We start from the raw sequence: 22,097 nt of genomic DNA, 5'->3' as shown, positions 1-22,097 counted from the left end.
CTCCTCTTCTCCCACTGCTGCACAGGAAGGCCCCACCATGACCACCACGACCACCGCACCCCGCCCCGCCCACCGATTCGACCCGTACCAGGACGACCCGACGCTGCGCGCCGCCGAGGTCGCCGTCGACGCCGCGGCCGCGACCGGCGACGCCGACGCGACCGCCGCCGCAGCGCGAGCGCTGATCGTCGCCGCGGCCGCCTACGGCTGGCCCACCGCGACCGCCCTCGTCTTCAAATACGAGACGACCGGCCCCATCGCCCACGTCTGGGGACTGTGGAAAGTCCTCGACGCCGACCGCCAGGTGCTGCGCGAATGGGACGAAGAGCCCGGCGACATGACCGATGAGTCCGAGGAGGAACTGATCGCCCTCGACCTCATCAGCAACCGCCGCGCGACCCTCGACTACACCGACTTCGGAAAGCCCATCGGCTCCACGACCCTGATCCTCCACACGCTCGCGCTCTGAGCGCGTGCGCGGGCCGACCCGAAACGGGCCGGCCCGCACGAGGGGGAGAGCCCCCTCGACCCCCCGGTCACGCGCGTGGAACGGCCACGCGCGCTCGAGCGGTAGTCAGCGGCGAGGACGCGGCTTGTACTTCTTCCCCGCCCGGATGTTCCGGTTCTCGATCACCCCGACGACCGCCAGGCCGGCGGCCACGGCGACGATCAGCACCCACCCGAGCACGTTGAACCACTCACCGGTGAACGCCGCGTACGTCTGCTCACCGGCGATCGCGAAGAGCATGAACGACAGCCCGAACCAGACCATCCCGTTGCTGATCAGCGCAGCACGCGCGAGCTTGGTCCGAGGCTTCGACATGCGCCCACCCTCCCACCGGACCCTGGACGTGTCCAAGGTCCTTGGGAGGAATCTCCACCTCCTGCGCCTGGCCGTCGAGCTGGCCGGCCTCGCCTCTAGATTCGAGGAATGAGCCCCAACCACGCTGACGGCACGGTCGAGACGCAACGGCTCCTGACTCTCTGGGAGCAGCTCAGCTCCCGCCGGTTCGCGCCGAGGGACGGCCTGCACCCCTCGAACGCGATACAGGTGTGGACTTTCGCGCACCACGCCGCGCGCCTTTCGCGAGCGGTGCTCCTGCTGCACGGAGCAGGACACGACCTCGAAGCCATGCCCCTCATCAGGCAGACGATGGAATGCGCGATGAACGCGGCCTGGCTACTGGTCACCGATGACGGTGGAGCAGCGCTGAGCGCAGTAGACACGAAGAACCGGCGCCAGACCTTCAAGGAGGTGACCGACCTGGGCCTCGCTGACCTGTCCGACGTGATCCGTCGACTGGACGAGGAAGAGAATCGGGACGCCCGCGCCAAGAGCACGCGTAGCTTCAAGGAGCGGTGCGACGCGATCGCTGGAGGCCCCCAGATCTACGCGATGTACCGGACGCTAGGGCTCTACTCGCACGGCACGTCCAGCGTTGCGGACGTCTACCTCGCCATAGCGCCCGAGAACGAGGGAAACCCGTACGGCGTGAAGCTCCTATGGGAAGCGGACTGGGACCAGGGCGAGACGTGGATGCGGGTCCAAGCCCTCATGCTGCTTCTCGCTCAGATCGCAGCCGACGACGCGCAAGCCAAGCCGATGCACCGGACGCAACTCGACAGAGCACGTCGCCGTCTCGGCGTCACCTGGCAGATTCGCGCAGCGAAACCCGGCTAGGGCTGGTTGGGAAGCGAGGTCTTGTATCTCTTTGACTCCGCTCCGAGGGAGTTGACAACGGCCAAGACAGCCAGAACAGCCTCGGCAGCCCCCTGCATGTCGTTCTTCGCGGCGCACGCTTTCGCCTTCGCGAGGTACACACCCGCCAGGTCGACGCCGGTGTGGTCGTAGGCGAAGAATGACAGCTGCCCCACCTTGTGATAGTCCTCGCTCTGAAGTGCGATCTGCATGTCATCGAGTGTGTTGAGGAGCGCCTGCATCGTCATGAACCGCAGCCTAGCGGGGCGCTGAGGCCTAGCCGCGAGGAGTCCAGTTAGGGGATCGCCTAGCGGCCGCCCTCCGCGCAGACTGAGCCCATGACGTCGGTAGAACTACTCAATGCGCGCCCCCGAGACGACGCGCAGATGGAGACACTCTTCGGTTCGGGGTGGCCGGCGTTCATCTCCGCCGACCGCCTCGCGGAGGAGCACCTGCCGCACATCCGCGAGCGATTCACCCGGTTCGAGCTCGTGGTCCTCGATGAAGACGTGCCGGTCGCCGCGGGCTGGGCTGTGCCAATCCGGTGGGATGGCACCCGCGAGGGTTTGCCCGCCGGGTACGGCGACTCCCTCCGCCGGGCGCTCGAGGAGGAGGACGAGGCGACGACCCTCGTCGTCTGCGCCGCCCAGGTGCATCCCGACCGCACCGGCGCCGGCCTCGCCGGGACGCTGCTCGGCGCGTTTCGCGACCTCGGCGTCACTAGCGGCTACGACCACATGATCGTCCCGCTGCGCCCGACGATGAAGCCGCGCTACCCGCTGACCCCGATCGACGTCTACGCGGCGTGGACGCGGGAGGACGGGCTGCCGCTGGATCCGTGGCTGCGTACGCACCTGCGGATGGGCGCTCTCGTCCTCGGCGTCGCCCCTCGGTCGCAGGTGATGACCGGCACCGTCGCCCAGTGGGAGGAGTGGACCGGGATGGCCCTGCCTGCGTCGGGGGAGTACGTCATTCCCGGCGGCCTTTCGACGTTGCGCGTTGACCGTGATGCGGACGAGGGGATCTACGTGGAGCCGAACATCTGGGTGCAGCACCACTGAGCTGGCGGGTGCTGCTCTCGGCCGCGCCATGCGCGCAGCCGAGAGCAGGGCGGCACCGGAGCCCCTTGCCCGGTATGGCCGCTCGCGGCGTCAACGAAGTCCCCACTTCTCAACCGCACCGCACCATTAGACATGAAGTGCCAACGTTGGCGACGCCCCGTGCACCTGGTCGAGCGGTCTCTACTTGCGGTCGCGTCGCGCCTCGCGGCGCATGAGGACCACGAACCCCACGATCACGAACAGGACGACAAAGCCGACCGCGATGAAGGGCAGGTAGTTCAGGAAGAGAACCAGCAGGAACGCTGGCAGGTCGAGAGTCACCTAGGTCAGTTCACAAGCGCGGCCGGCGGGAGCGGAGTGCGTAATGGCTACCTCTCAAGGGCAACGGATCCGAAGGACGGGTAATCGGGGCCTTCGTAGTTCATGGCGGTGAGGGTTCTGATCGCCGGCATGGTGTGCGCTCCGGGTATTGCGATTTCCTGGTCCGGCTGTTCCGGGTCCAGGGGGCCGATGTCGAAGGAGTAGCCGGCAGTGTCGACCCAGGCGCCAGAGCTGTCCTGCTCCAGTGCACCCTCCTTGAGTTGCAGCCTCAGATCAGATGCGTCACCGGTCGACAAGTCGGTGAGGATTGCCCAGGTCGATCCGTCCGCTCGGCGCTCGATCAGGACCGATCCTGTCGTCTCGGTCTGCTGACTGACGAAGTCGCCCCTCAGAGGGAGTTGCTGCTCGAATGCGCTGAGCTCAGGGCCATCGGACGCGGCCGGCGCCGGCGAGCCTGCCGAATCCACGCCTGATGATTCGACAGCAACTCTCGATGATTCGTCGCCGGCGGTCTCGTTTGCGGTGCAGCCGGACAGCACAACTACGCCGGCTATGGCGAGCGTGATTCCGATTCTGCTGATTCCCATGGCCCGATCCTGGCATGAGGGCGCACCGGCAGTCAGGGCGCCGCTCCCTGTGCTGGAAGGGGATCTTCCGGTGCTCATGTCTCGTGCGGTCTGTTCAAGGTTGTCTGCACTCGCGGCGCGAGTGTGGCGGCGTCGGTCCATCTTTCAACCCCAGATCGCGCGAAGTATGGCAACAGCGTCGTCTAGGGAGACGTTCGCCGAAGCGGCGGAGTCCGCGAGGGCTCGTGCGCGTTCTACGACGAGTTGGGGCGCGCGTGATGCTCCTGGGGCGACGCGGGTGCCGGCGGCGGTGCGGGTGACGACGAGGCCGTCTTGCTCGAGGGTCTTGTAGGCCTTGGCAGCGGTGGCTTGGGCGACTCCGAAGTCGCGGGCCGTCTGGCGGACGGTCGGAAGGCGTTCGCCGTCACCGAGCTGTCCGGCTTGGATGGCTCCGCGGAATCGTTCGGTGATTTCCTCCGCGGTTTTGATCGTCAGCGTGGTCACTGTGTCACTCCGTCGAAGGGGATCGTCTCGATGAGCGGCCGACGTGCACGCCGGAGTGCGGCGGCGGAGCGGAGGGTGTCGGTCGCGACGCGGAGCAAGAGTGCGATGCCGATCCCCTGGCCGAGGAATCCGGCGTAGAGGAGAGGCTGCGCGAAGGTGCGGTAGGCGCTGCCGACGTAGATGAGGTTCCCGTCGGCGGTGGTCTGTCCCTCGACTCCGACAATGATCGTTCCGATATCTCCGGCGTGCATCCAGACAGCGCCGAGCGTCGTGATCAGCCCGCCGAGTAGAAGCAGGGTGAAGAGGCGAGCGGTGAGCTCTCGCTCCGGGCGCACGCTGGTGGCGGTCGATCGAGCGCGCAGGGGCCGGTTCGCGTCCGTGCGTAGTGCGAGCACGAGGGCGGCCACGGCGAGGACGAGGGTGATCAGGGTGGCGAGGTAGTTCGGCCAGCCGACGCCGGCGATGTAGCCGTAGTTCGCGTTGAAGGGCATGTAGATCGGCAGAGTGGTGTGCTCGGGCACGTTGCCGAGGAAGAACGCATCTGCCGGCGCGCTGGTGGCGATGACCGTCTGCCAGACCGACGTGAGCGCGAGCAGCGCCGCGATGACCGCGCCGACCCACAGCAGAGGCCGAGAAGCGAACTCGTTCCAGCGACGCTGAGGAGCGACCGCAGCTTCGCCCGGCGCCGGAAGGGGCTCGCGGCGCACCAAGAACATGGCGACCGTCACCACGAGGGCGGCGACGAGCAGCGGGGCAGGCCGGCGCCACCACCCCTCGAATCCGGTCGTGTCCGCCGGGGTGCTCACGTGAACGACGAACGCCACCACGATCACGAGGAGAGCGCCGGCCACTCCCGCCCAGGTCAGTGTCGACGTGCGACGTCCGCTGGTCGGCAGCGAGACGATCCGGCGCGGGTACACCCAGGACAACACGAAGCAGATGAGGCCGAACGTGACCGGAGCGGCGACGGCCGAGAGGAGTTGATACACCTCGCGGGGAATGAGCAGTGACATGGGACCTCCACAGCAGACATCAGCGGCGACGACTTCGCCTTGTGCAAGGAAGTTAGCACAATGTTGTTCTAGGAAGAAAGATCAAGATTGCACCCCCTGCCACGCACCCTGTGCTGCTCGGTCGCTGCTCGAGACGTCCCGTGAGGGGACGTTCGGATGGGGCCAGCTCCGCGGGGCTATGTCGTCGCTGTGATGACCAGAAACGGCCCCACCATCCGTCCCGTATGGGGGTCGTTCACCGGGATGGCCCGAGCTCGAGCGCAGCCCGCTTGCGGCGGGAACGGATCCTTCGGAGAACGATGCCGGTCACGAGGAACCCGAGCCCTGTCGGGATGGTGCCTGCGGTCAGAAGGACGGCGTGGAGCGCGAGTAGGAGGTAGTCGATGGAGGACAACCAGGTCATCGACAGAGGGCCGAGGACGTCCATGATCAAGAAGGAGAACAGGGAGATGGCCAGTCCACACCAGGCGAGGCTCGCTGCGGCAGGAATCAAGGCGAGCGGGACGCGGCGACGCGGATGTCTCCGGGCCACTATGTGAGCGGCGACAGCGGCGAGGGCGATCCACGTCCCGACGCCGATCGCACCGAACGCGATTCCGAAAACTCCCTCAGACGGGTCCGAATCGGTCACGCCCGTTGCGACCATGAAGCTGCTGAGCATGAGAATCAGGGCTGCTATCGCGGTGGCGAGTCCCACGCCCGACCAGGTGATGAGGCTGTCCAGTGAAGTTTCGGGTGCTGTAGTCGAGGTCGTCGGAGTTGCTGGAGCGGGAGTGTTGGTCACGATCAGGGGTCCTCGTTGGTAGCGGGAAGGACGTGGCTCATCGTGCAGTGACGGTGAGGTTCAGCTCTTCCCCTACGCGCAATATCTCGTTCGAGGGGAAGCGGAACGGGTTGAGGTAAAACAGGTCATCGTCCGTCATGCCGAATCGTGCCGCGACGTCCTCTGCGAGGTCGTTGCGAGCGACGCTGTATGACGTTGGTACTCCGTTCGTCGTTTTGGTCTCGCCACGTGCTGCTGCGCGCGGGCCGGTGTCCCGGGCGACGAGGGTGCTGCGTTGGGGCTCCACACTCCACTGGATGTCAGCGATGGCGATGATTTCCGTCGAGCAGTCCGGGTCGTTCTGCGGTCGGGTCGTGAGGACGAGCTGATCGATCGCTGTCGGGTCGCCGCGGAACTCGGCGAGGTTCCGCCACGCCTTGTAGGGCTTTCCCGACTCCGCGTCCGCGAGGCGCATCGGGAAATCAACGTTGAAACAGGTGGCACCCTCATCGATCGGATCCAGCGCCCCCATGACCGCGACGAAACCGGAAGAGGATTCTGTTGCGGCGGGGATCGCGAGCGCCTCTGACGCGAGGGCCAGCCGACCGTCTGCCGCACTCAAGCGAATGACGCTGGCCGTCCCATCGCTCCCCGTGAACGTTGCCACGCCAAGGTCGCCGGTGAGCGCAGCGTCGGAGCTGCCATCCGTGGGCGTCACCCGAGCCGGCGGCGTGGGCTGTGGCGTGCATCCCGTGATGACGATCAGGCATGCTGCGACTACGACCGTGCTTCGCGCCCTCGAGAATGCCCCCATCGGCTCAGGGTAAGCAATGTCCCCACTCCTTTCTTGGTGGGCAGCGTTGGCGCCTTCTCCTGTAACGCTAGGGATGATCGTCTACCGGGTGGGTTGGTTGAAGGATTCTCTGGCGTCGGTGATGGTGCTTCCGTTGCGGAGGGTGAGTGTGACGGTGAAGGTCGGCTCGGGTCCGCTGCGGCCCGTCTCGCCTCCCTCGGTGAGGCCGGTTCCGGGCCACCAGGCTGCCCAGTGGCCGTCTGTGATCGTGGCGAGGACGCTCGTGCCGTCGTTGGTGCGGATGGTGAGTCCGGTCACGTCCGAGCCGACATCGCCGCTGGTGAAGACGGCGGGCGGAAGGTTCTCGCCGGTGAACTGGCTGATGCCTCCCTGCGTGTATTCGTCAGCGAGCGGAGTGAACCCGCCCTCGCTTCCGGTGGAACTGATGAGCGCCCTCCCGGCAGTGCTCGTCCCGGCCGGGATCTCGATGAGGCACGCCCGCTGGCTGGGGGTCGTGTAGGAGAGCAGGACCCAGTCGCCGCGCCGTTCCCCTATCGCCGGCTGCCCGAGCTGCTCCGTGTCACCAGCTGCACACGCCGCGCCGGCGACGGTCAGGTCGGAGGCGCTGGCAACCTCCGCGGTCGACGTCCATGAGGCGTACGCGCGGGAGTCGACACCGGACGGCAGGACGGCGAGAGCGACCCCCAGCGCTGCGGCCGCGAGTCCTGCGGGAAGGATGAACTGCCATCCCCGAGGACGCCGAGCGGCGGGCTCTCGAGCGGCCACCGGGTCGCTGTGGAGGATCATCTGGAGCCGCGCTTCGGCGGCCTCGCGAGCCGGGCCGTCGAGCTCGTACTGGGCGGCCGGGTCGAGGTCTTTCGTGGCGAGGAGTTCGGGCGTGGTCATGATGCCTCCAAGGCGGGCGCGTGGTGCTGATGCGAAGGGGGATCGAGCAGTGCCCGCAGCGCGGTGCGTGCTCGGTGAAGTCGGAGCCGGAAGGCGACGGCGGTGATGCCGAGCACTCCGGCCGCGGACGGGGAGTCGAGTCCTTCCCAGGCCGTCAGCGCGATCGCTTCCTGGTGCTGCGGTTTGAGTTGCTGCCACGCCTGGTAGAGGTCGAGCCGGGTCGCGATCGCGTCCTCCGGTGACCGCGCGGCCGCGTCGGTGTGAGCGGCGACCCGGATCGCGAGCGCGGCGGAGCGCTGCTGGCCGCGAAGGTCGTTGAGGAGGCAATTCCGGGCGATGGTGAACAGCCACGCCCGCGCGGGCTCGTCCTCCGACGGCGCGGTGTCGTGGCGGCGCCAGGCGATCAGGAACGCCTCGTGCGCGAGGTCGGCGGCACGCTCGGGGTCAGCGCGACGCCTCAGGAATCTGACGACGCTGACGTACTCGCGTTCGTACAGCTCGGAGAAGCTCGCCTCGCGAGCGGACTGTGGTGGGCTCATACCTGGGACATGTCCCCAGCCGAGCTGCTGTTACAGATGATCGACCAGTTGATGTTCTGTCCCACTCCGGGACCTCGGCTACGGAACCGCTCGCGAATGATGAAGCCCGAGTTCGGCACGTCAGGCGCCGAGGGCGCCAGGCAGTTTCCTTTCGAGTCGCGCTGCTCGGCTCGCGGCGAGTCCGATCGCCAGCAGCACGCCGCACACGATGGGGAGCTGCAGTCCAGCCGGCAGCGCTGGATACATCGGGAAGAGCACTGCTCCGAGCACCTCAATCCCGATCAGCAGGACAGGCAGACCGATGAGTACGAGCGTCGAAACCGCGGCGGTGACTCGCCCGCGCCAGGGGAGCGCTGTGAGCAGGCCGAGCGCTGCGATAGGCGCCGCTGTCGAGAGGCCGGGACCAAGCCACCCAGCGGACGCCGAAACGAAAGCGATGATCAGTTCCGCGGCAGAAGCCGCCAGTGCCATGCCGCGGGCGGCACCTGTTCGTCCGGCCACCGCGAGCCCGAGCGCGACAACGAAAGCGGCTCCCGCAAAGACGGAGGGATTGGTGAACGGTCCGATCGCGCCGGGATAGTTGATCCCCGGTGACCAGTTGATCGTGAAGTAGAAGATGAAGAACGCCGTGGCGAGAGCGAGCGGAATGATCGCGGCCGGCGATCGGCCAGCGTGCGAACGGAAGTGATGACGCACCCCACCGACCATCAAAGTGACTCGCTGTCCGAGCGTGGGGCGGGACCGGCCTGCGTCGTCGGCTTCGTCCAACAGGATGCCGAGCAGCACCTCACCGTGCTCCGCCCTCCATACGGGCGGGTACCAGCGCAACGCGCGTCGGAAGCGGTCGGCTCGGTAGGCGTCATCGTTCGTCGTCATGCCGTTCTCCAATCAGGGGCGTGGCCAGGTCGGATCGCTGCGGCGGGAACGAGTCCGAGGTTCGCCCGTGCTCGGCGCGCGCTGGCTTCCATGCGGTCGACCTCGACACCGAGCGCAGTACGGCCGGCGTCGGTCAGTCGGAAGTAGCGACGGACTCGACCGTTGATCCGCTCATCTCCATCGGAAGAGATGAGTCCCTCCGTATCGAGCCGTTCAAGTGCCGCGTAAAGCGTCGTCACTCGAAGGCGCACGCGATCCTCGGACTGCTCCTCGATGTCCTGGAGGAGTGCGTAACCGTGGCGCCGACCTGTCGCCAACGTGGTCAAGATCCAGAACGTCGTCTCTCGCATCTCGCCGACCATGATCCGAACCATACTCCAACGCTCGCACTATGAGTCACCGAGTGACTCCACCGCACTCGTGCGCCAACACTTGGCGCTACATTCCGGGAATGACCAATCGCACGCTCGGCAACGCGTACACGGCCGTCCTTCTGATCGTGGGTGCGGCAATGACTTTCATCGGCGCGTTCACCTCAGGCTCAGTGGGCGCCACCGCCGCCGTCGCCTTCGGTGCAGCGGCGGTGGCGGCGGGGCTCGTACTCATCGGTATCCGCTTGACGACCCCCACCCGTTAGTCGCGCGACGAGCGGACTTGAGGAGCGGTCCCGTAAGGGGATCGATCCGCGGGACGCTTTCAGCGGACTGCTCGGAGGGGCTACTGCTCGTCTTTCCGGGCTGCTCGGCCGACGAAGTGCACGGACCGTCGAGCGTCGACGAGTTCGCGCTTCTCGAAGTGGCGAACGACGAAGGCTCCTGCGACGAACGAGTAGCCGATGCCCTCCGCGATTCGTGTGAGGACCGGGATGGTGCTGATGATCTGTTCGACGGTGGGTGATCCGTTGGCTTGGTAGGGGGCGATCCAGAACGGCACGATCGTGCCGAAGACGATGCCCAGGAGAATCCCGGCGACACCGATCCAGAACATGGAAGTGGACGAAAGTGCTCTGAGCATGGGATCCCCGGAATGTTCGGTGGGCGAGTCGAGAGGCGCCGCTGTCGGACGCGCCGTCCTCGCTCACGGCTGATCGGTCTGGTTACAAGCGCAGGTTGAGCGCGGCGAGGACGGTGACGAGGCCGGCCGCGACGACGACGACCGTCAGTGCAACGCGCCCCGCCGTACGGCGGAGAAGGCCGGTCATCGTGGCGGCGTCCGCCACGCGAGTCGCGATCACGAGGTCAGGAACGCCGGCCGGCGGTTGCGGTGGCGTCGTGGAGTCGTCTTCGCTGGCCGGGACGCTCACGGTCTGCTGAGCCGGCTCGATCCGATCGGGCAGCTTCTTGAAGCGGCCATCATTCGATTCGCCCACAGCGACCTCCCCAGCGGTCGCCGCATCGCGACCCTCCTTCGTGACTGTAGCCGTGCAACTCCATTGCGTCAGCGTGAGCGCGTAGCGGCCTGGAGCTGGAGACTGCTGCGGCGCACGTCTCCTCTCCACTCCTCGAGCGTCCACCGATCGGGTCCCGTAGAGGAACCTGCTGCTTCCCGAGCGCGCTGCTCGCTGCCATAGATTCCAACGACGTCGGTGGCGTCTGCCCAGAGGGCTGTCCTGAGGAGGAGGTAGTGCTCACCGTCACTGCTGTTCTTCACGCCTCGGATCCTCGTCGGTTCCGACGTCGTTCGGTCACCGTGGCGCGAGGTATCACAGTGCTGGCGCGCGTCCCGTATCGGGATCCTAAACCGGTCACCTATAGCGGCGTTTCTCGCGGCGTCGTTGCGCTCCTCAGCGCGTGTGTTCTCGCGGCACTGTGCGACTGGGCTACTCCGCGTCGTCGCTAGCAGTGTCGCCCCGGCCGCTTGCAAGAGGTCTGTAGCTGGGCAGAGGGGTGGAGCTCGCATCGAACCCCTCAGGGCGATCGTCTCCGTGATCCGCGGTCTCGCGGTCGGCTTCCATGCGCTGCCGCCGTGCCTGCTCCTCGGCCACGGCAAAATCGATGAGCCTCTTCGATCCGTACATACGACCACCTCATTCCTCGGAGTGGCGAGCGTATCGACCTCGGCTGGGGAAGGCGTCATCCCGGTACACACGACCGCTGCCCGCGGTTCCCGCCGCAGCCGACGTCGCCCGTGCCCCAGGTCGCTTACCGGCATTCGCTGCAGCGTGTTCCGTATGGGGATCGATCTGCGGGACGCTTTCAGCGGACCGCTCGGAGGGGCTTGGCGTCGTCGTCGCTTGCTGGTGATGCCGCCAGGGTCGACCGCAGGTCTTCTCGTGCTCGTTGGTAGCGGGTGCGTGCCGTGGACGCGGGGACGCCGAGGAGTTGTCCTGCTTCGGTGATGGAGAAGCCGTCCCAGTGGATGAGGCGGACGAGCTCGGCCTGTTCTGGCGCGAGCCTGGCGATCGCATCGCGCACGTCGACTCCTTCGTCGGCGGGGCGTCCTTCGGTAGGAGCGGTCGCCAGAACGCCGCGGAGCCGGCCGGAGAGGTCGGCTCGCCTGTTCTCAGTGCGGGTGCTGTTCGAGAGGACGTTCCGGGCGATGCCGAAAAGCCACATCCGCGACTCCTCCGCGGTGCGGGGAAGGGCGCCTACGCGGCGCCATGCGGTGAGCATGACGTCCGCGAGTGCGTCGGCGGCGTCCTCGAGAGGGAGGCGGCGTTGCAGGTACTTGAGCAGGTCAGGCGAGGCGACGCGCAGCGCCTCGGTGAGTCGCTCCGCCTCGTCGGTCTTCCTGCGGGTCACCAGGTCGCTCCGGGGCAGTGGGCCTCGCCCGCGATGCTGAGGTTCGCGGCGTCGACGTCGACGTTCTGCGCAGTGAGCTCGGCGTCGAGAGCGTTGCTGATGATGCGCCCGACGGCGGTCGAGTACTCCCGGTCGGCGTTGTAGAACTCGGTGCCGTAGCCGGCCGGCGTGCGGGATCCGTCAGCGTTGATGAAGGATCGGTCCTCGGTACGCAGCTGCGCGATGGTCTCCTGGAGTGCCCCGTCGCTGAGGAGGGCGTCTATGTCGGTCGTCTGGTAGAAGTTATCGACCACGGCGACGGCCGCCGGATCGGTTCCTTGAACGTCTCCCATGCGCTCCTCACACTGAACACCGCTGGGCAGCGAATAGGTGATCGAGGCGTCCGGCGTCTCCGCCCACGGCGACCACGCGCCCGTCGCCGCGGCGGCCGCGGTCGCCATGCCACCGAGCAGTACCAGCGACGCCACTCCGGCGACCGCAGGACGCGCCCAGCGGTGACGGTTGACGCGGGCCTCTGCCGCCGCGAGCTGCTGAAGCTCGGCCAGCTCGACAGCGACGTCGTTCGTCACTGTCGATGTGCGGGGGCTGGACTCATCCAGCAGGACGTCCAGGGGGTCTCGGTCAGGGGCGGCAGTCATGACGGGCTCCTTCGAAAGCGGGTTCATCCTGTACATGTCCACCCGACCCGCAAACGTCTGCCGCAGCATGAAACCGGCTCGCCGCCCTCGTCGCGGTGCCAGCGCCGACGCCGGACGTCAGGTCGCGAGGGAAGAGGCGAGTTCGGCGGGCGCTCCTGCGGAGCGGGGCTGCCACGACTCGAAGACGCCGTAGGCGATGATCCGCTCCGCGGTCGACAGCAGCGGATTGCAGCTCGTCATCGTGATCAGACGATCCGTCGGAACGACGTCGCTCGTCCAGGGGACCGGATCGATGACCTGCACTTCGGAGGGCTGCACGTATTCGAGGTTCCGGAACCGATAGGTGTACCAGCCGTCGGCGGTCTCGATGTAGATCGCGTCACCTAGTTGCAGCTCATCGATGAGGTGCATTCCTCCGCCGGCGGCGGAGCGGTGCGCCGCGATCGCGAAGTTCCCCATTTCGCCGGGCATCTGCGTTCCCGGGTAGTGGCCGATGCTGCCCACGTCGAGCACGTTCTCCGCGTCGACGCCCTCAGCGATCGTGCGCACCCACCCCTCGCCGTACCGGGGGATGTAGAGGTTGCCGAACGTGGTGTCCAGAGCTGCGACCGGCGCGATCACCGGGTCACCGGGGACGGCCGGCTCAGCGGTCGGCTCGGACGGCGCCTCCGCGGACGGCGCGTCATCGCCCCAGCTCTGGCGCAGCTCGGCCGCTTGATCTTCCTGCCGCCCTGCGATCACCGCATCGTTCCACCACAGCTGCCAGGCGAGGAACAGCAGAACGAGCACCCCTACGGTCATCAGCAGCTCACCCAAGACGCCGAAGAAGGACAGGCGGCGACGAGCCGGACGACGTCGGCGCCGCGACACGTCCACGGATGACGAAGCAGTCATGCGCAGGAGTCTAGGTGTGCCGCTCTCACCCGCATCGCTGCTGGAGATCGTTCACCGAACGAGCGATCGCCCTGGTGAAGCTAGCTGCGCGGAGAGGCGTCGTTGTGCCAGTACGCGGCAATTGCCGAGGTTCGCCGCACTACCGCGTCCGCCGAGGCAGGCGCCGGCCACAGATACAGCGCGTACCGGTCAGGCGCCGGATGCGCTTCGTCGGCGACATCTTGTCGCCGGCCCTCTTCCATGCCGGAAGCGCACCACCGGGCCCGATAGGCGGACGCCGTGAGCTGGAACGACGCGGCGGAGTCCCCAGACCATCCGCTAAGCACCGCATCCGGTCCTTCGGGCTGGAAGCTCGCCTCGACGATCTCCTCCCACAAGCCGAGCTCAGGCGCTGTGTCCAACGTGCTGACTCGAACCTGTACGTACCCGGTGTGGATACCTGTCCGCATGAAGAGGGCGCCGGGCAAGCTCGCTCCGCACAGCCCATTCTCTTGTCCGTCGAACGCATCACGAGGATCCTCAACCGACGCAGCGCCGGTTGTGAGTTGCAGCTGGGAGTAGTGCGTCCACACGGTTCCATCGAAGACGACTGGCATAACAGCCATCCTCCTCGACGTTCCCAGCGTCGCGTCCCATATGGGGATCGCTGGCCGGGCGTCCGGGAGGATCAGCGCATGTTGCCGGATGTCGAGCTTGCCGCAGCGCTCGAGGCTGTCGGGGTGCGGCGGCGGTGCTCGACGTCGACGTTGGGTAGCTTCGGGACATGGATGAAGCCACTGAGCCGTCCGCGCGTGGGTAGCGTATCGATCTCAACGAGCCGCCGAGGCTTCTGTGCAGTGAAGCGGAGGCAGCGCTCGTGCGCGCGTCGGAGGAGAGTGCACTTCTTCGCAGCCAGCCCTCGGGATCCAGTGGGAGGGAGAGGGTCGTTTCTGCTGCGCGCTCCGCTGTTCTTCTCGGTGCCAACGAGGACGAGCTCGCCGTGGCGATGGGGTTCACGCTCGAGGCTGTTCGGTCGATGCTCCGCGACGCTTGAACTAGGCCCGGGCCGTCCCGTATGGGATCCGCTCGCGCTTGCGCCACGCCTCGAGGAACGTCAACGACACCACGTCCTCCGCCTCCCCAGGAGTCGGAGCGAGCCCGAGCGCGTGCCGGCGGACGCGGTCGCGGTGCCGGTCGAAGATGCGACCGAACGCCTCACCCTCACCCGCTACGACGCGAGCCCAGTCCTGCTCATCAGTGACGCTCATACCAAGAAGTGTCCGCAGCGCTGCAAATCGCTGCACCCTTGGCCAAGTCCCCTCGAGTGCGAAGACTTGTGCCGTCCCGTAGGGGGATCGTTCAGCGGTTCACGCGATTCGCCGCCGTCGGAACGATCGGCAGCTTCTTCGCGCGAAGGGTGGTGGCGAGGAGCCGGCCGAGGAGGGAGGCGATGCCTGCCGTGACTGCGTATTCCGTGATGAGGCCCGCGGAGGAGGGCCAGGTCGCGTTTCCCGACGCGAGTACCAGTGCGGTGGAGGCGGCGGCGCCGATCACGAGTCCCAGACCCAGGAACGCGGCCGCCTGCCCGACACGCGGGAAGCGGCGTGTCCGCCGGTCGAGCCAGAGACTCGAGGGAAGCCACAGGAGTGCGCCCGCGACAGTGAACGCAGCTGCCGTGCCCGCGATGAGCCCTGCTGCGGACCCGCCCGATACATCCCAGCTGCCCGCTGTTCGCAGCAGCGCGAGGACCGCAACGGCCGGCCACGCCAGAATCCCCCATGCCAGTTCTCGTGTTTCCATGAGCATCATGGTCCGGCACGTCGGTGAACACGCCATGAATCAGAACGTTCAGCACTCCACGATCATGTGTTCCGTAAGGGGATCGTTGAGCGGCAGAGGGGGCGCTGCGCTATGTCGTCGCTCGGTCTTCCGGCGACTCGGTGATGAGCTCCTGCTTGCGTTCGGCTCTGAGCGCGACGACGGTTCCCGCGAGAGCGAGTGCGGCGGCTGCGGTGAAGAGGGCGGTGGCGTCCCACCTGTAGTGACGGATGGTGATGCCTGGTGAGGTCTCGCTGGCTGCGTAGGTGCAGGACAGGCCGAGCGGGTAGAGGATCTTCTCGCCCGACACGCGGCTGGAGTAGAGATCGATCCCGTCGGGGTACTCGCTCTTCTGGCACTGCACGGCGCCCGGTTCCCAGCCGGTCTGAACCCAGCCGATCGTGTGTGTGAGAAGGGCGACTGGGGTCCCGACCACCATCGCGAGGATGCCGAGCGTCTTCGCGGTCCGCAGTTCCAACCCGTCAGAGTAGGGCGGACACCACCCACCACGCGCGTCCCGCAAGGGGATCGGTCAGCGCTTCACTTGGGTTCGGCTGAGTAGGTGCGTGCCGCCCAGCTTGGCCAGTAACTCTCGGCCGCGTCTAGGTCGATGCCGCGAAGACGGATGAGGCAGACGTCCTGGTCGCTGCGGGTAACTACCCAGAGGCTATGGGGCCGGCCGTGAGCTCGCTTCGGGATCCAGGCCAGCACCTCGTCAAGGTCGGTTTCTGAAAGCTCCCACTCTTGGTTCGACGTGCCGTCTTCGGACCAGAAGTGGACGCGGTACGTCGGACCGTCGACCTGCAAGGTTTGGTCGCGCGGATCGTGCAGCTCTGCTTTCATGCGCCCACTGTAACTATCGGGGTGCTCGAGGCTGGCCCGTATGGGGATTGATCACCGGGTCGTCACGCGGTGCGGCCGAGCATCGCAGCGGACGCTGCGGCGCAGTTCTGCGGGCGACGCGCTCGATCGTGTCTTCAGAGCATGGCGGCCTACCGAGGCGACTGCTTCAGAGGACTTGTCCGTCACCTATGGCTTTGGGGCCTTCAACGATAGTGAAGGCCGCTCCGGCGCTGAGGGAGCTGTAGTCGATGTCGTACAGAAGCTGAAGGGTCACTTCGCTCGTCTCGCCGGGATCGACTTCAGTAGCCTCGCTGCTGCGCACGATCACGCCGAGATGCGTTCCGTCGCCGCCGACGACGACGACATGAGGTCGGTACCTTCCGTCGAGACCGATGGGCGCCTTTCGGCCGCCGTCGCTGGTTGGACGGAGACGGATCCTCGCGCGAACCGTTCTCGCGTCTGATTGCGGTGGTGTCACCGGCTGACCACTATGCCTACTGTTCGATGCATGGACTGATCATCGCAGCCGCGCTTCGCGTCCCGGATTGGGATCGTTCAGCGCTTCGGTCGCAGGGGCAGGCCGGTCCGCCCAGTAGGCGAAGGATTCCGATCCTGGGCCCGCGTCAGGAGGCGTCGCTGTCTCTAGTCGAGGCGTCGATCGAGTCGAGGGTGACAACCATGACGGGCTGTATCGACCGCGTTTGAACTGCTCGAGCGTCTTCCACTGCTCGAGCGTCTTCCACTGCGCTGCGGACGAGCGTGAAATGGACAGACCCTGATGCGAAGTCGGCTTCGGGGTCGACAGAGATTGGCGACGACTGAAGCGACAGGACGGCTTGAGCCGCACGGCCCGCCGAGAGTCGAACCATTCGGGGGAGCAGCCCGTCGATCAGGAACAATCCTTGTGCGACCACCTGCTCCCGCCACGATACGTTGGCGGCCGGAAGGTTCGAGCGTAAGTGGATGCTATTCACCCACCACTCCACTCCCCAAGCATCGGACGGCGGAGCCGTCCGGAGGCGAGAGGCGGCGTAGGCCCGAAGTACAACCGAGTCACCTGAACGAGTGAACCCGCGTTCGATGAGCGGTCGGAGCGTGGGATCGTCGTTCAACCAGCGCTCCACGGCTCAACTCTGTCACGCAGTGACGTTGCGCATCGTCCCGTAAGGGAATCGACTGGCGGGCTATTCCTCGATCGGTTCAGCGCCCTCGAGCGGAGTCAGCGTCGCCCAGAATCCGTTCCCGGAACTGAGGTACAGGCGGAGGGGCTGGTCGGTGTCCATCGGGTCTCCGTCCGGGTAGAGGTCGGTGCCGCTGCACGCATCAGGCATCGACACGACGCGGATTGTCTCTCCTGCAATGAACGGTCCCTTCTCTGTCTCATCCACGGTGACCATGTATGCGGATGCTGCGACGCTGAAGACGCTCTGAGTTCCCGAGGCGCGAGGGGAGGCAGTCGTGATGACCGCTTCGGCGACTTCGTAGCGGGCTTCCGCGGATCCAAAATACGCCCAGCCCGGGCATCCCGACGTCTGCACCGCCGGCGCGCAGCCGGCGGCGGTGAGCAGCGCCGCTCCGGTTGTGAGCGCGGCAGCAACTCGAATGCGGTGACGCGAACCCGAGGTCATGCCGGTGACGCTACCCGCTCAGCTCCGTCCCATATGGGGATCGTTCTGCGGATCACCAAGTCGCCGGGCCGACCTCCGCCGGGTGCCGTGGTTCAGCGAGAGAGCCCTCCCGCTGTCAGCTTGCGCGGACCGACAGGTTCTTGCCGAGCTGGGTCCAGCCGTCGCCGGTGGCGTCGTCCGGTACGGCGTCGTCGGGGTGGATCTGTACCGTCCAGTCGTTCTGCTTTGACAGCTTCTCGCCGCAGCCGCTGACCGGTTCGTCGCCCTCGTTGACGATGACGCAGTGTCCGGCTCCCTCGCGAGGTAAGGCCAAGTAGAAGTCGAGGCCCTCGACGGACCCGGCGAACCGGATCGAGTCGGGATCGAGCTTGTCTCCGACGCTGCCGAGCGAGGGGAGTGCGTCCTGCTCCTGCTGCGCCCTGTCGTAGTCCGAGTACACGGTCGGGTCGTCGTAGACGGTGGTGTCCTGCGCGCACCCGCCGAGAAGAGGAAGGGCCATGAGCGCGACCGAGGCCGCACCGATCTTGAATCCGTAGGTCGATCGTTTGTGGCCCATGGCGTCCCCCGTCGCGTTTCGCTCACCCTACTTCGCCTGAACTCCAGAGCACCGGCTCTCATCAACGGAGCGAAGAGCGCGAGGCTGCCCGTTCCGTATGGGGATCCCCTAACGGGACGACGCAAAGCCGATCGAAGGTCAGTAGGCGACGTCAGCGGGCGCTGGCTTCCCGACTCGGCTGTGATCGGGCCGACGGGCTCGGTGGGAAGATCTGGCCAGGAGGAGACCTGCAGTCACAGCAGCCAGCGACGTGGCGACGCCGGTGAAGGGCAAAGTGTCCGCGACATCCCACGGGAGAAAGAACGCTCCAGGGTCGGTGAGGGGGTTGATGACCAGGAGGAGCCCGACACCAATCAGTGTGACGGGTCGTCCCGGCGAGAGCACGAGGGCGCCGAGTATCACGAGCGGGAAGGCGATGGCCCAGAGGATCGTCGTGGCGATCCACGTGAAGTCCGACTGTGTGGCGCTGTAGCAACCCTCGTTCAGGCCACTGAAGCACGAGCTCCAATGCACCAGGAACGCGGCGGCACCAGCAGCGCCGAGCGATGCGATTGTCCATCCAACCAACGGGCCTGACTTAGCGAGTCGCTTCATGCGCTCACCATAGGACTCGAAGGAGAACCTGAGCTAGATCCACATGGTCGAAGCGAAGGCCACCGCCGCGCCCCCACTCGCTCTGATGAACGATCGTTCAGCGAAACCATTCCAGGCCTGGAGCGCGGCGATCCCACCTGAGGGTCAGAGGGTGGGGAACCAGCTCGAGTTGTCCACGATCCACAGCGACACAGAGTTCCAGAGCCCGGTGATGACGAGGACGCCGATGACGATGAGGAGCACGGCGACGGCCTTGTTGGCGTAGGCGCCGATGCGGCGCAGCCAGCGGCGTGAGCGTGCTGCGCGGGCGAGGACGAGTCCGAGTAGGAACAGCGGGGTGAGCATGCCGAGGAAGTAGACGAACCCCAGCGCGACGCCGAGTCCCACGGTGTCGATGTTGGAGGCGAGGCCGTAGGCGATGGCGAGGGATGGGCCGAGGCAGGGGTACCAGACGGCGGCGCAGCTGATTCCGAGCAGCAGTGCTTTCGCGGCCGAGCCGACTGGGGTGGAGGTCTTCGTGATCCAGGGGATCCGGAGGAAGCCGAGGGAGTAGAGGCCGGCGGCGATGAGTAGTCCGCCGGCGATGAACGTGTACGGCGGCCGGGCGAGGTTCACGTTCGCGCCGAGCGCGAGCAGCAGCGCCACGGATCCGATCAGCACGAGAGCGGCCCCGACCGCGAACGCGAGGATCGACCACACCTGTCGAGACGGTCGAGCCCGTCCGTCCCCTGTCGAGGTGAGCGCGCCGACGATGCCGGGGAGGATCGGTGCAGCGCAGGGGGAGAGCAGAGCGAGCGCGCCCGCGAGGAACGCGGTGCCAAGCTCGGGGAACATCCCCTCACCCTAGTTTCCGGAAAGGGCGCGTCCTGGCCCCGCGCTTCCTAGGCTGACCTCGTGACCTGGACAAGTCGACCGCGCAGCATCGCAAGGGTGACCGCTCGAACCCTCGCCATCACGGCCATCGCTGCCGCGGGCGCGGCCTCGCTGAGCGGGTGCTTCACCACCGCCGAGCGGCCGCCGCTCACTTTCGCGGACCTCGACCGGGCGGCGACCGACGCCGATACGTTCCCGACGCTGCCCCCGCGGGCCTCCTCGTCCAAAATGGACGAGACCAGCTCCCGGCTCGTCGGCCGAGTCGGCGACCGGTCGCTGTTCCTGGCGCGCACGAGCGATCCGGAGACGACGTGCCTGACGAGCTTCGCTGACGAGGACACATGGAACCAAAGCTGCGGCGTCGGCGGGTTCGACTCCACGGTCGACCGGAACACTCTCCATGTCGTCCCGGACGGCGGGAGAGTCGAAGAGACGTGGACGCCGCTGAGCGAAAACGTCTTCATTGACAGTCCTGGTGTGCGGTGACGACGATCGAGGAGCTTCGACTGGATAAGAGAGGCAGGGAGCGGATGACTCAGAATCAAACTCGACTGCTCTCGTTCGCGTCGGCAGGAGCCCCGATCTTTGCAGTCGGGTTCGATGCTCGAGGAGGTCGCGGCGTTTCAAGTGCGAACTCCTTCTACCATCACCCCTCATTCCGACAAACGTTCTGGTCGCGGGTGAACCAGTGAAGCGTCGCGTCAGGTGGCGCTGGATTGCTCTCGCGGTCATCGTCCTCGTGGCGGGGTTTCTTCTCTCAAGCGACCTATCAGGGAGCTGTATGGACTACGTGAACGCGCCAGGCGTGTGCACTCGCGCCAACGAAGACCCGAGAACATGGGTCCTCCTTGTGATCGGTCCCCTGATCCTTGTGGGTGCGCTCTACCAAGCCTTCCGGCGTAGGTGACAGACGAAGAGGTATGCCCCTCTTGGGAGCGACATACTGCTTCGCGGGCGGGAGCGGTTGATCTATGACCGTCCTGGTCGTCGTGCAGAGATGGTTGATCGGTTGAACGGCTGGCGAGGTGCCGATTCGTGGCCCGTCTCAGGTGGCTGGCGGTGCTGTGATCTCGAGAGAAAGTTCGATCTCGATCGGGTCACCGCTGTGTGAGCGTAGGGCAAGAACAGCGGGGCCGGTGGGCAGGTCGGCGGGGAGGTCGAAGGACTCGTTGACAGTGGATCGTTCGCCCTTCGGTATCGGTCGGCCGAGGAGTATCTCTTCGCCGCTCGCGGAAGGGGTGATGGTCACCGTGACGTCCGAAGCTGCGCGGCTCGTGCCTCCGGTGTCTTCACACGTCTCCCAGATGAAGTCGGCGCTGAGCCGGACCACTCCGTCTGGTTGCAAGGTCGACTCTTGAAGCTCGACCGCCTTTGCGGCGCAGGATCCGGCCGAGCTCGAAGTCACGCCGGCGCAGCCGCTAACGCTGAAGACCATGCCTGCCGCGACGACAATGGATGTCAGCCCTGCTGTCCGTCCCTGCCTCATGCAGGTCAGTGAAGCATTGCGCGCTCCTGCTCTCATCACGAGCGCCGCAAACGTCATCAAACCGTTGATGTCCCGCACTCGGCCTTCGGTAGAGATCCGGAGGGCAGCGCCGGTCGAACCTCCCGTAACGGGATCGTCGTCCGGACGGTGAAACTACCCACTGACATCCGGCGTCCGGTGGCGGTCCCCTGCTGAACGGTGCGGGGAGGCAGCCCGTTGCACTTACTGGTCGAGCCGTCGAGCGAAGTGATGGGCGGTGATGTCCATCCGTTCGCGTAGGTAGAAGCGATGCGCCTCGAAGCGTTGCACGCCGGAGTCGAGCTCGATCGCGCTGCACCCCAGTTCCCGGCCTCGCTCCGCTAGGGCGGCTAGGAGTGCCGCGCCGTGACCGTGGGATCGCTCGGCGGCGGCGGTGGAGAGGTCATCGACGTAGAGCTTCCTGATGGCGCTCGTGTTGACGACTACTCGCCAGCCGGCGACAGCCACGCAGCGATCGTCTTGCAGTAGGGCGGTGAAGCGGAGACCTTGGGGCGCGCCTTCTCGCAGTACCAGCTCGAGCAGTTCGTCAGTGAGATGGGGGCGCAGCTCGCGGAGGACGAGAAGAGCGGCCGCCCACCGCGCGTCGCCGGGCTCTAGATCAATGATCACGGCGAGGAGACTAGCGCTCGCATCGTCCCGTACGGGAACGGGTTAGAGGGCGTCCCGTAAGGGGATCGCCCACCGGGACCCCCACGACCTCTTTGGCTGCCCTCTGACGCAGCGGCTCCACGGTGGAGAGCGAGTTCGGGCGGGGTCAGCTCCGGGGTCCTCGGTCGCTCCTGTGACCGGTCGAGCCGCTTAGGCCATCGCGCGTGCGAGTGCCCCGCCGGGAGGTCATCGCGTAGCGACGGCGAGGTTCAGTTTCTCACCGACGCGCAGAATTTCGTCGGAAGGGAAGCGGAACGGGTTGAGGTAGAACAGGTCATCGGCCGTCATGTCGAATCGTGCCGCGACGTCCTCTGCGAGG

Annotated in this window: 34 protein-coding genes; 5 read left to right on the top strand and 29 right to left on the bottom strand. The window is 66.5% G+C overall.

Features of this window, described 5'->3' with window-relative positions; genetic code table 11:
• Positions 1–37 precede the first annotated feature (37 nt).
• On the top strand, positions 38–469 hold the full coding sequence (locus C5C63_RS16840; RefSeq protein WP_146080959.1) for a hypothetical protein: 432 nt from the start codon (positions 38–40) through the stop codon (positions 467–469).
• Positions 470–574: 105 nt separating this feature from the next.
• Here the strand turns inward: C5C63_RS16840 and C5C63_RS15865 are convergent, their stop codons facing one another.
• Positions 575–823 carry a hypothetical protein gene (locus C5C63_RS15865; RefSeq protein ID WP_104233598.1) on the bottom strand — a complete coding sequence of 83 codons (249 nt, stop codon included), beginning with the start codon at positions 821–823 and terminating at the stop codon, positions 575–577.
• A gap of 108 nt (positions 824–931) precedes the next feature.
• Here C5C63_RS15865 and C5C63_RS15860 point away from each other — a divergent pair, with 108 nt between their 5' ends.
• Positions 932–1,681, top strand: a complete 750-nt coding sequence (locus C5C63_RS15860) for a DUF5677 domain-containing protein (RefSeq protein ID WP_104234391.1) — start codon at positions 932–934, stop codon at positions 1,679–1,681.
• On the opposite strand, the gene C5C63_RS15855 is transcribed toward C5C63_RS15860, so the two are convergent.
• Complete coding sequence (locus C5C63_RS15855) at positions 1,678–1,947, bottom strand: hypothetical protein (protein WP_104234392.1); 270 nt, start codon at positions 1,945–1,947, stop codon at positions 1,678–1,680. The two genes, C5C63_RS15860 and C5C63_RS15855, sit on opposite strands and share 4 nt — an antisense overlap.
• Before the next feature lie 138 nt (positions 1,948–2,085).
• Between C5C63_RS15855 and C5C63_RS15850 the strand changes: the two genes are divergently transcribed.
• Entirely contained in the window at positions 2,086–2,760 is a 675-nt protein-coding gene (locus C5C63_RS15850; protein ID WP_219813018.1) for a hypothetical protein, read from the top strand.
• A 180-nt stretch (positions 2,761–2,940) separates the two neighbouring features.
• Here the strand turns inward: C5C63_RS15850 and C5C63_RS17180 are convergent, their stop codons facing one another.
• From C5C63_RS17180 to C5C63_RS15805, 10 genes are all read right to left on the bottom strand, one after another.
• Positions 2,941–3,081: a hypothetical protein gene (locus C5C63_RS17180; protein WP_181067866.1), complete on the bottom strand. Its 141-nt coding sequence runs from the start codon at positions 3,079–3,081 to the stop codon at positions 2,941–2,943.
• Positions 3,082–3,128: 47 nt separating this feature from the next.
• A complete protein-coding gene (locus C5C63_RS15845; protein WP_146080960.1) occupies positions 3,129–3,668 on the bottom strand; it encodes a hypothetical protein in 540 nt (179 codons plus the stop codon).
• Positions 3,669–3,812: 144 nt separating this feature from the next.
• Complete coding sequence (locus tag C5C63_RS15840) at positions 3,813–4,151, bottom strand: GntR family transcriptional regulator (protein WP_104234395.1); 339 nt, start codon at positions 4,149–4,151, stop codon at positions 3,813–3,815.
• Positions 4,148–5,164 carry a hypothetical protein gene (locus C5C63_RS15835; RefSeq protein WP_104234396.1) on the bottom strand — a complete coding sequence of 339 codons (1,017 nt, stop codon included), beginning with the start codon at positions 5,162–5,164 and terminating at the stop codon, positions 4,148–4,150. Before C5C63_RS15835 ends, C5C63_RS15840 begins: the two co-directional genes overlap by 4 nt.
• Positions 5,165–5,399: 235 nt before the next feature.
• Positions 5,400–5,861: a hypothetical protein gene (locus tag C5C63_RS15830; protein WP_104234397.1), complete on the bottom strand. Its 462-nt coding sequence runs from the start codon at positions 5,859–5,861 to the stop codon at positions 5,400–5,402.
• A gap of 124 nt (positions 5,862–5,985) precedes the next feature.
• Positions 5,986–6,741, bottom strand: coding sequence for a hypothetical protein (locus tag C5C63_RS15825; RefSeq protein WP_146080961.1), 756 nt, complete (start codon positions 6,739–6,741; stop codon positions 5,986–5,988).
• 81 nt (positions 6,742–6,822) lie between these two features.
• A complete protein-coding gene (locus C5C63_RS15820; RefSeq protein ID WP_104234399.1) occupies positions 6,823–7,626 on the bottom strand; it encodes a hypothetical protein in 804 nt (267 codons plus the stop codon).
• The gene (locus C5C63_RS15815; protein WP_104234400.1) at positions 7,623–8,165 is read right to left on the bottom strand and encodes an RNA polymerase sigma factor; all 543 of its coding nucleotides are present in this window, start codon (positions 8,163–8,165) and stop codon (positions 7,623–7,625) included. The genes C5C63_RS15820 and C5C63_RS15815 overlap by 4 nt, the downstream gene beginning before the upstream one ends.
• A 120-nt stretch (positions 8,166–8,285) precedes the next feature.
• Positions 8,286–9,041: a hypothetical protein gene (locus C5C63_RS15810; protein WP_104234401.1), complete on the bottom strand. Its 756-nt coding sequence runs from the start codon at positions 9,039–9,041 to the stop codon at positions 8,286–8,288.
• Entirely contained in the window at positions 9,038–9,403 is a 366-nt protein-coding gene (locus C5C63_RS15805; protein WP_219813019.1) for a PadR family transcriptional regulator, read from the bottom strand. The genes C5C63_RS15810 and C5C63_RS15805 overlap by 4 nt, the downstream gene beginning before the upstream one ends.
• Before the next feature lie 89 nt (positions 9,404–9,492).
• Here C5C63_RS15805 and C5C63_RS15800 point away from each other — a divergent pair, with 89 nt between their 5' ends.
• The gene (locus C5C63_RS15800; RefSeq protein WP_104234402.1) at positions 9,493–9,678 is read left to right on the top strand and encodes a hypothetical protein; all 186 of its coding nucleotides are present in this window, start codon (positions 9,493–9,495) and stop codon (positions 9,676–9,678) included.
• A gap of 80 nt (positions 9,679–9,758) precedes the next feature.
• On the opposite strand, the gene C5C63_RS15795 is transcribed toward C5C63_RS15800, so the two are convergent.
• From C5C63_RS15795 to C5C63_RS15735, 15 genes are all read right to left on the bottom strand, one after another.
• A complete protein-coding gene (locus tag C5C63_RS15795) occupies positions 9,759–10,028 on the bottom strand; it encodes a hypothetical protein (RefSeq protein WP_104224259.1) in 270 nt (89 codons plus the stop codon).
• A 109-nt stretch (positions 10,029–10,137) separates the two neighbouring features.
• Positions 10,138–10,410: a hypothetical protein gene (locus C5C63_RS15790; protein WP_104227086.1), complete on the bottom strand. Its 273-nt coding sequence runs from the start codon at positions 10,408–10,410 to the stop codon at positions 10,138–10,140.
• A gap of 826 nt (positions 10,411–11,236) precedes the next feature.
• The gene (locus C5C63_RS15780) at positions 11,237–11,782 is read right to left on the bottom strand and encodes an RNA polymerase sigma factor (protein WP_104224254.1); all 546 of its coding nucleotides are present in this window, start codon (positions 11,780–11,782) and stop codon (positions 11,237–11,239) included.
• Positions 11,779–12,420 carry a hypothetical protein gene (locus tag C5C63_RS15775; RefSeq protein WP_146079378.1) on the bottom strand — a complete coding sequence of 214 codons (642 nt, stop codon included), beginning with the start codon at positions 12,418–12,420 and terminating at the stop codon, positions 11,779–11,781. Before C5C63_RS15775 ends, C5C63_RS15780 begins: the two co-directional genes overlap by 4 nt.
• Positions 12,421–12,537: 117 nt before the next feature.
• Positions 12,538–13,314: a class E sortase gene (locus C5C63_RS15770; protein ID WP_104234404.1), complete on the bottom strand. Its 777-nt coding sequence runs from the start codon at positions 13,312–13,314 to the stop codon at positions 12,538–12,540.
• 80 nt (positions 13,315–13,394) lie between these two features.
• Positions 13,395–13,910, bottom strand: coding sequence for a hypothetical protein (locus C5C63_RS15765; RefSeq protein WP_104234405.1), 516 nt, complete (start codon positions 13,908–13,910; stop codon positions 13,395–13,397).
• Between the two features lie 438 nt (positions 13,911–14,348).
• Positions 14,349–14,561, bottom strand: coding sequence for a sigma factor (locus C5C63_RS15760; RefSeq protein ID WP_104234406.1), 213 nt, complete (start codon positions 14,559–14,561; stop codon positions 14,349–14,351).
• Between the two features lie 91 nt (positions 14,562–14,652).
• Complete coding sequence (locus tag C5C63_RS16835) at positions 14,653–15,093, bottom strand: hypothetical protein (protein WP_146083934.1); 441 nt, start codon at positions 15,091–15,093, stop codon at positions 14,653–14,655.
• Positions 15,094–15,202: 109 nt separating this feature from the next.
• On the bottom strand, positions 15,203–15,589 hold the full coding sequence (locus C5C63_RS15750; protein ID WP_104234408.1) for a hypothetical protein: 387 nt from the start codon (positions 15,587–15,589) through the stop codon (positions 15,203–15,205).
• A 62-nt stretch (positions 15,590–15,651) separates the two neighbouring features.
• Positions 15,652–15,954 (bottom strand): hypothetical protein, encoded by a 303-nt coding sequence (locus C5C63_RS15745; RefSeq protein ID WP_104234409.1) that lies wholly within the window; start codon positions 15,952–15,954, stop codon positions 15,652–15,654.
• Between the two features lie 166 nt (positions 15,955–16,120).
• A complete protein-coding gene (locus tag C5C63_RS17175) occupies positions 16,121–16,282 on the bottom strand; it encodes a hypothetical protein (protein WP_181027273.1) in 162 nt (53 codons plus the stop codon).
• 856 nt (positions 16,283–17,138) lie between these two features.
• On the bottom strand, positions 17,139–17,582 hold the full coding sequence (locus C5C63_RS16830) for a hypothetical protein (protein ID WP_146076925.1): 444 nt from the start codon (positions 17,580–17,582) through the stop codon (positions 17,139–17,141).
• Between the two features lie 115 nt (positions 17,583–17,697).
• A complete protein-coding gene (locus C5C63_RS15740) occupies positions 17,698–18,138 on the bottom strand; it encodes a hypothetical protein (protein WP_104234410.1) in 441 nt (146 codons plus the stop codon).
• A 138-nt stretch (positions 18,139–18,276) separates the two neighbouring features.
• The gene (locus C5C63_RS16825) at positions 18,277–18,732 is read right to left on the bottom strand and encodes a hypothetical protein (RefSeq protein WP_146079385.1); all 456 of its coding nucleotides are present in this window, start codon (positions 18,730–18,732) and stop codon (positions 18,277–18,279) included.
• A 144-nt stretch (positions 18,733–18,876) separates the two neighbouring features.
• Entirely contained in the window at positions 18,877–19,566 is a 690-nt protein-coding gene (locus C5C63_RS15735) for a cytochrome c biogenesis CcdA family protein (RefSeq protein WP_104234411.1), read from the bottom strand.
• A gap of 96 nt (positions 19,567–19,662) precedes the next feature.
• On the opposite strand from C5C63_RS15735, the gene C5C63_RS15730 reads away from it, so the two are divergent.
• A complete protein-coding gene (locus C5C63_RS15730) occupies positions 19,663–20,091 on the top strand; it encodes a hypothetical protein (protein WP_104234412.1) in 429 nt (142 codons plus the stop codon).
• A 559-nt stretch (positions 20,092–20,650) separates the two neighbouring features.
• Here the strand turns inward: C5C63_RS15730 and C5C63_RS16820 are convergent.
• Both C5C63_RS16820 and C5C63_RS15725 read right to left on the bottom strand, forming a co-directional pair.
• Positions 20,651–21,169 carry a hypothetical protein gene (locus tag C5C63_RS16820; protein ID WP_146079334.1) on the bottom strand — a complete coding sequence of 173 codons (519 nt, stop codon included), beginning with the start codon at positions 21,167–21,169 and terminating at the stop codon, positions 20,651–20,653.
• A gap of 144 nt (positions 21,170–21,313) precedes the next feature.
• Entirely contained in the window at positions 21,314–21,739 is a 426-nt protein-coding gene (locus tag C5C63_RS15725; protein WP_104234413.1) for a GNAT family N-acetyltransferase, read from the bottom strand.
• Between the last annotated feature and the right edge of the window lie 358 nt (positions 21,740–22,097).

The sequence above is a fragment of the Rathayibacter sp. AY1B8 genome, from assembly GCF_002932775.1.
In the GTDB taxonomy this organism is placed as follows: domain Bacteria; phylum Actinomycetota; class Actinomycetes; order Actinomycetales; family Microbacteriaceae; genus Rathayibacter.
The sequence above is the reverse complement of the archived record's forward strand: the minus strand, read 5'-3'. Positions and strand labels throughout refer to the sequence as shown.

What these genes read in the sequence shown, in the direction of transcription:
- C5C63_RS16840 (WP_146080959.1), top strand. Translation starts at nt 38, where the DNA reads ATGACCACCACGACCACCGCACCCCGCCCCGCCCACCGATTCGACCCG.
- C5C63_RS15865 (WP_104233598.1), bottom strand. Translation starts at nt 823, where the DNA reads ATGTCGAAGCCTCGGACCAAGCTCGCGCGTGCTGCGCTGATCAGCAAC.
- C5C63_RS15860 (WP_104234391.1), top strand. Translation starts at nt 932, where the DNA reads ATGAGCCCCAACCACGCTGACGGCACGGTCGAGACGCAACGGCTCCTG.
- C5C63_RS15855 (WP_104234392.1), bottom strand. Translation starts at nt 1,947, where the DNA reads ATGACGATGCAGGCGCTCCTCAACACACTCGATGACATGCAGATCGCA.
- C5C63_RS15850 (WP_219813018.1), top strand. Translation starts at nt 2,086, where the DNA reads ATGGAGACACTCTTCGGTTCGGGGTGGCCGGCGTTCATCTCCGCCGAC.
- C5C63_RS15845 (WP_146080960.1), bottom strand. Translation starts at nt 3,668, where the DNA reads ATGGGAATCAGCAGAATCGGAATCACGCTCGCCATAGCCGGCGTAGTT.
- C5C63_RS15835 (WP_104234396.1), bottom strand. Translation starts at nt 5,164, where the DNA reads ATGTCACTGCTCATTCCCCGCGAGGTGTATCAACTCCTCTCGGCCGTC.
- C5C63_RS15825 (WP_146080961.1), bottom strand. Translation starts at nt 6,741, where the DNA reads ATGGGGGCATTCTCGAGGGCGCGAAGCACGGTCGTAGTCGCAGCATGC.
- C5C63_RS15820 (WP_104234399.1), bottom strand. Translation starts at nt 7,626, where the DNA reads ATGACCACGCCCGAACTCCTCGCCACGAAAGACCTCGACCCGGCCGCC.
- C5C63_RS15815 (WP_104234400.1), bottom strand. Translation starts at nt 8,165, where the DNA reads ATGAGCCCACCACAGTCCGCTCGCGAGGCGAGCTTCTCCGAGCTGTAC.
- C5C63_RS15810 (WP_104234401.1), bottom strand. Translation starts at nt 9,041, where the DNA reads ATGACGACGAACGATGACGCCTACCGAGCCGACCGCTTCCGACGCGCG.
- C5C63_RS15805 (WP_219813019.1), bottom strand. Translation starts at nt 9,403, where the DNA reads ATGGTCGGCGAGATGCGAGAGACGACGTTCTGGATCTTGACCACGTTG.
- C5C63_RS15800 (WP_104234402.1), top strand. Translation starts at nt 9,493, where the DNA reads ATGACCAATCGCACGCTCGGCAACGCGTACACGGCCGTCCTTCTGATC.
- C5C63_RS15795 (WP_104224259.1), bottom strand. Translation starts at nt 10,028, where the DNA reads ATGTTCTGGATCGGTGTCGCCGGGATTCTCCTGGGCATCGTCTTCGGC.
- C5C63_RS15775 (WP_146079378.1), bottom strand. Translation starts at nt 12,420, where the DNA reads ATGACTGCCGCCCCTGACCGAGACCCCCTGGACGTCCTGCTGGATGAG.
- C5C63_RS15770 (WP_104234404.1), bottom strand. Translation starts at nt 13,314, where the DNA reads ATGACTGCTTCGTCATCCGTGGACGTGTCGCGGCGCCGACGTCGTCCG.
- C5C63_RS15765 (WP_104234405.1), bottom strand. Translation starts at nt 13,910, where the DNA reads ATGCCAGTCGTCTTCGATGGAACCGTGTGGACGCACTACTCCCAGCTG.
- C5C63_RS15760 (WP_104234406.1), bottom strand. Translation starts at nt 14,561, where the DNA reads ATGAGCGTCACTGATGAGCAGGACTGGGCTCGCGTCGTAGCGGGTGAG.
- C5C63_RS16835 (WP_146083934.1), bottom strand. Translation starts at nt 15,093, where the DNA reads ATGGAAACACGAGAACTGGCATGGGGGATTCTGGCGTGGCCGGCCGTT.
- C5C63_RS15745 (WP_104234409.1), bottom strand. Translation starts at nt 15,954, where the DNA reads ATGAAAGCAGAGCTGCACGATCCGCGCGACCAAACCTTGCAGGTCGAC.
- C5C63_RS16830 (WP_146076925.1), bottom strand. Translation starts at nt 17,582, where the DNA reads ATGACCTCGGGTTCGCGTCACCGCATTCGAGTTGCTGCCGCGCTCACA.
- C5C63_RS15740 (WP_104234410.1), bottom strand. Translation starts at nt 18,138, where the DNA reads ATGGGCCACAAACGATCGACCTACGGATTCAAGATCGGTGCGGCCTCG.
- C5C63_RS16825 (WP_146079385.1), bottom strand. Translation starts at nt 18,732, where the DNA reads ATGAAGCGACTCGCTAAGTCAGGCCCGTTGGTTGGATGGACAATCGCA.
- C5C63_RS15735 (WP_104234411.1), bottom strand. Translation starts at nt 19,566, where the DNA reads ATGTTCCCCGAGCTTGGCACCGCGTTCCTCGCGGGCGCGCTCGCTCTG.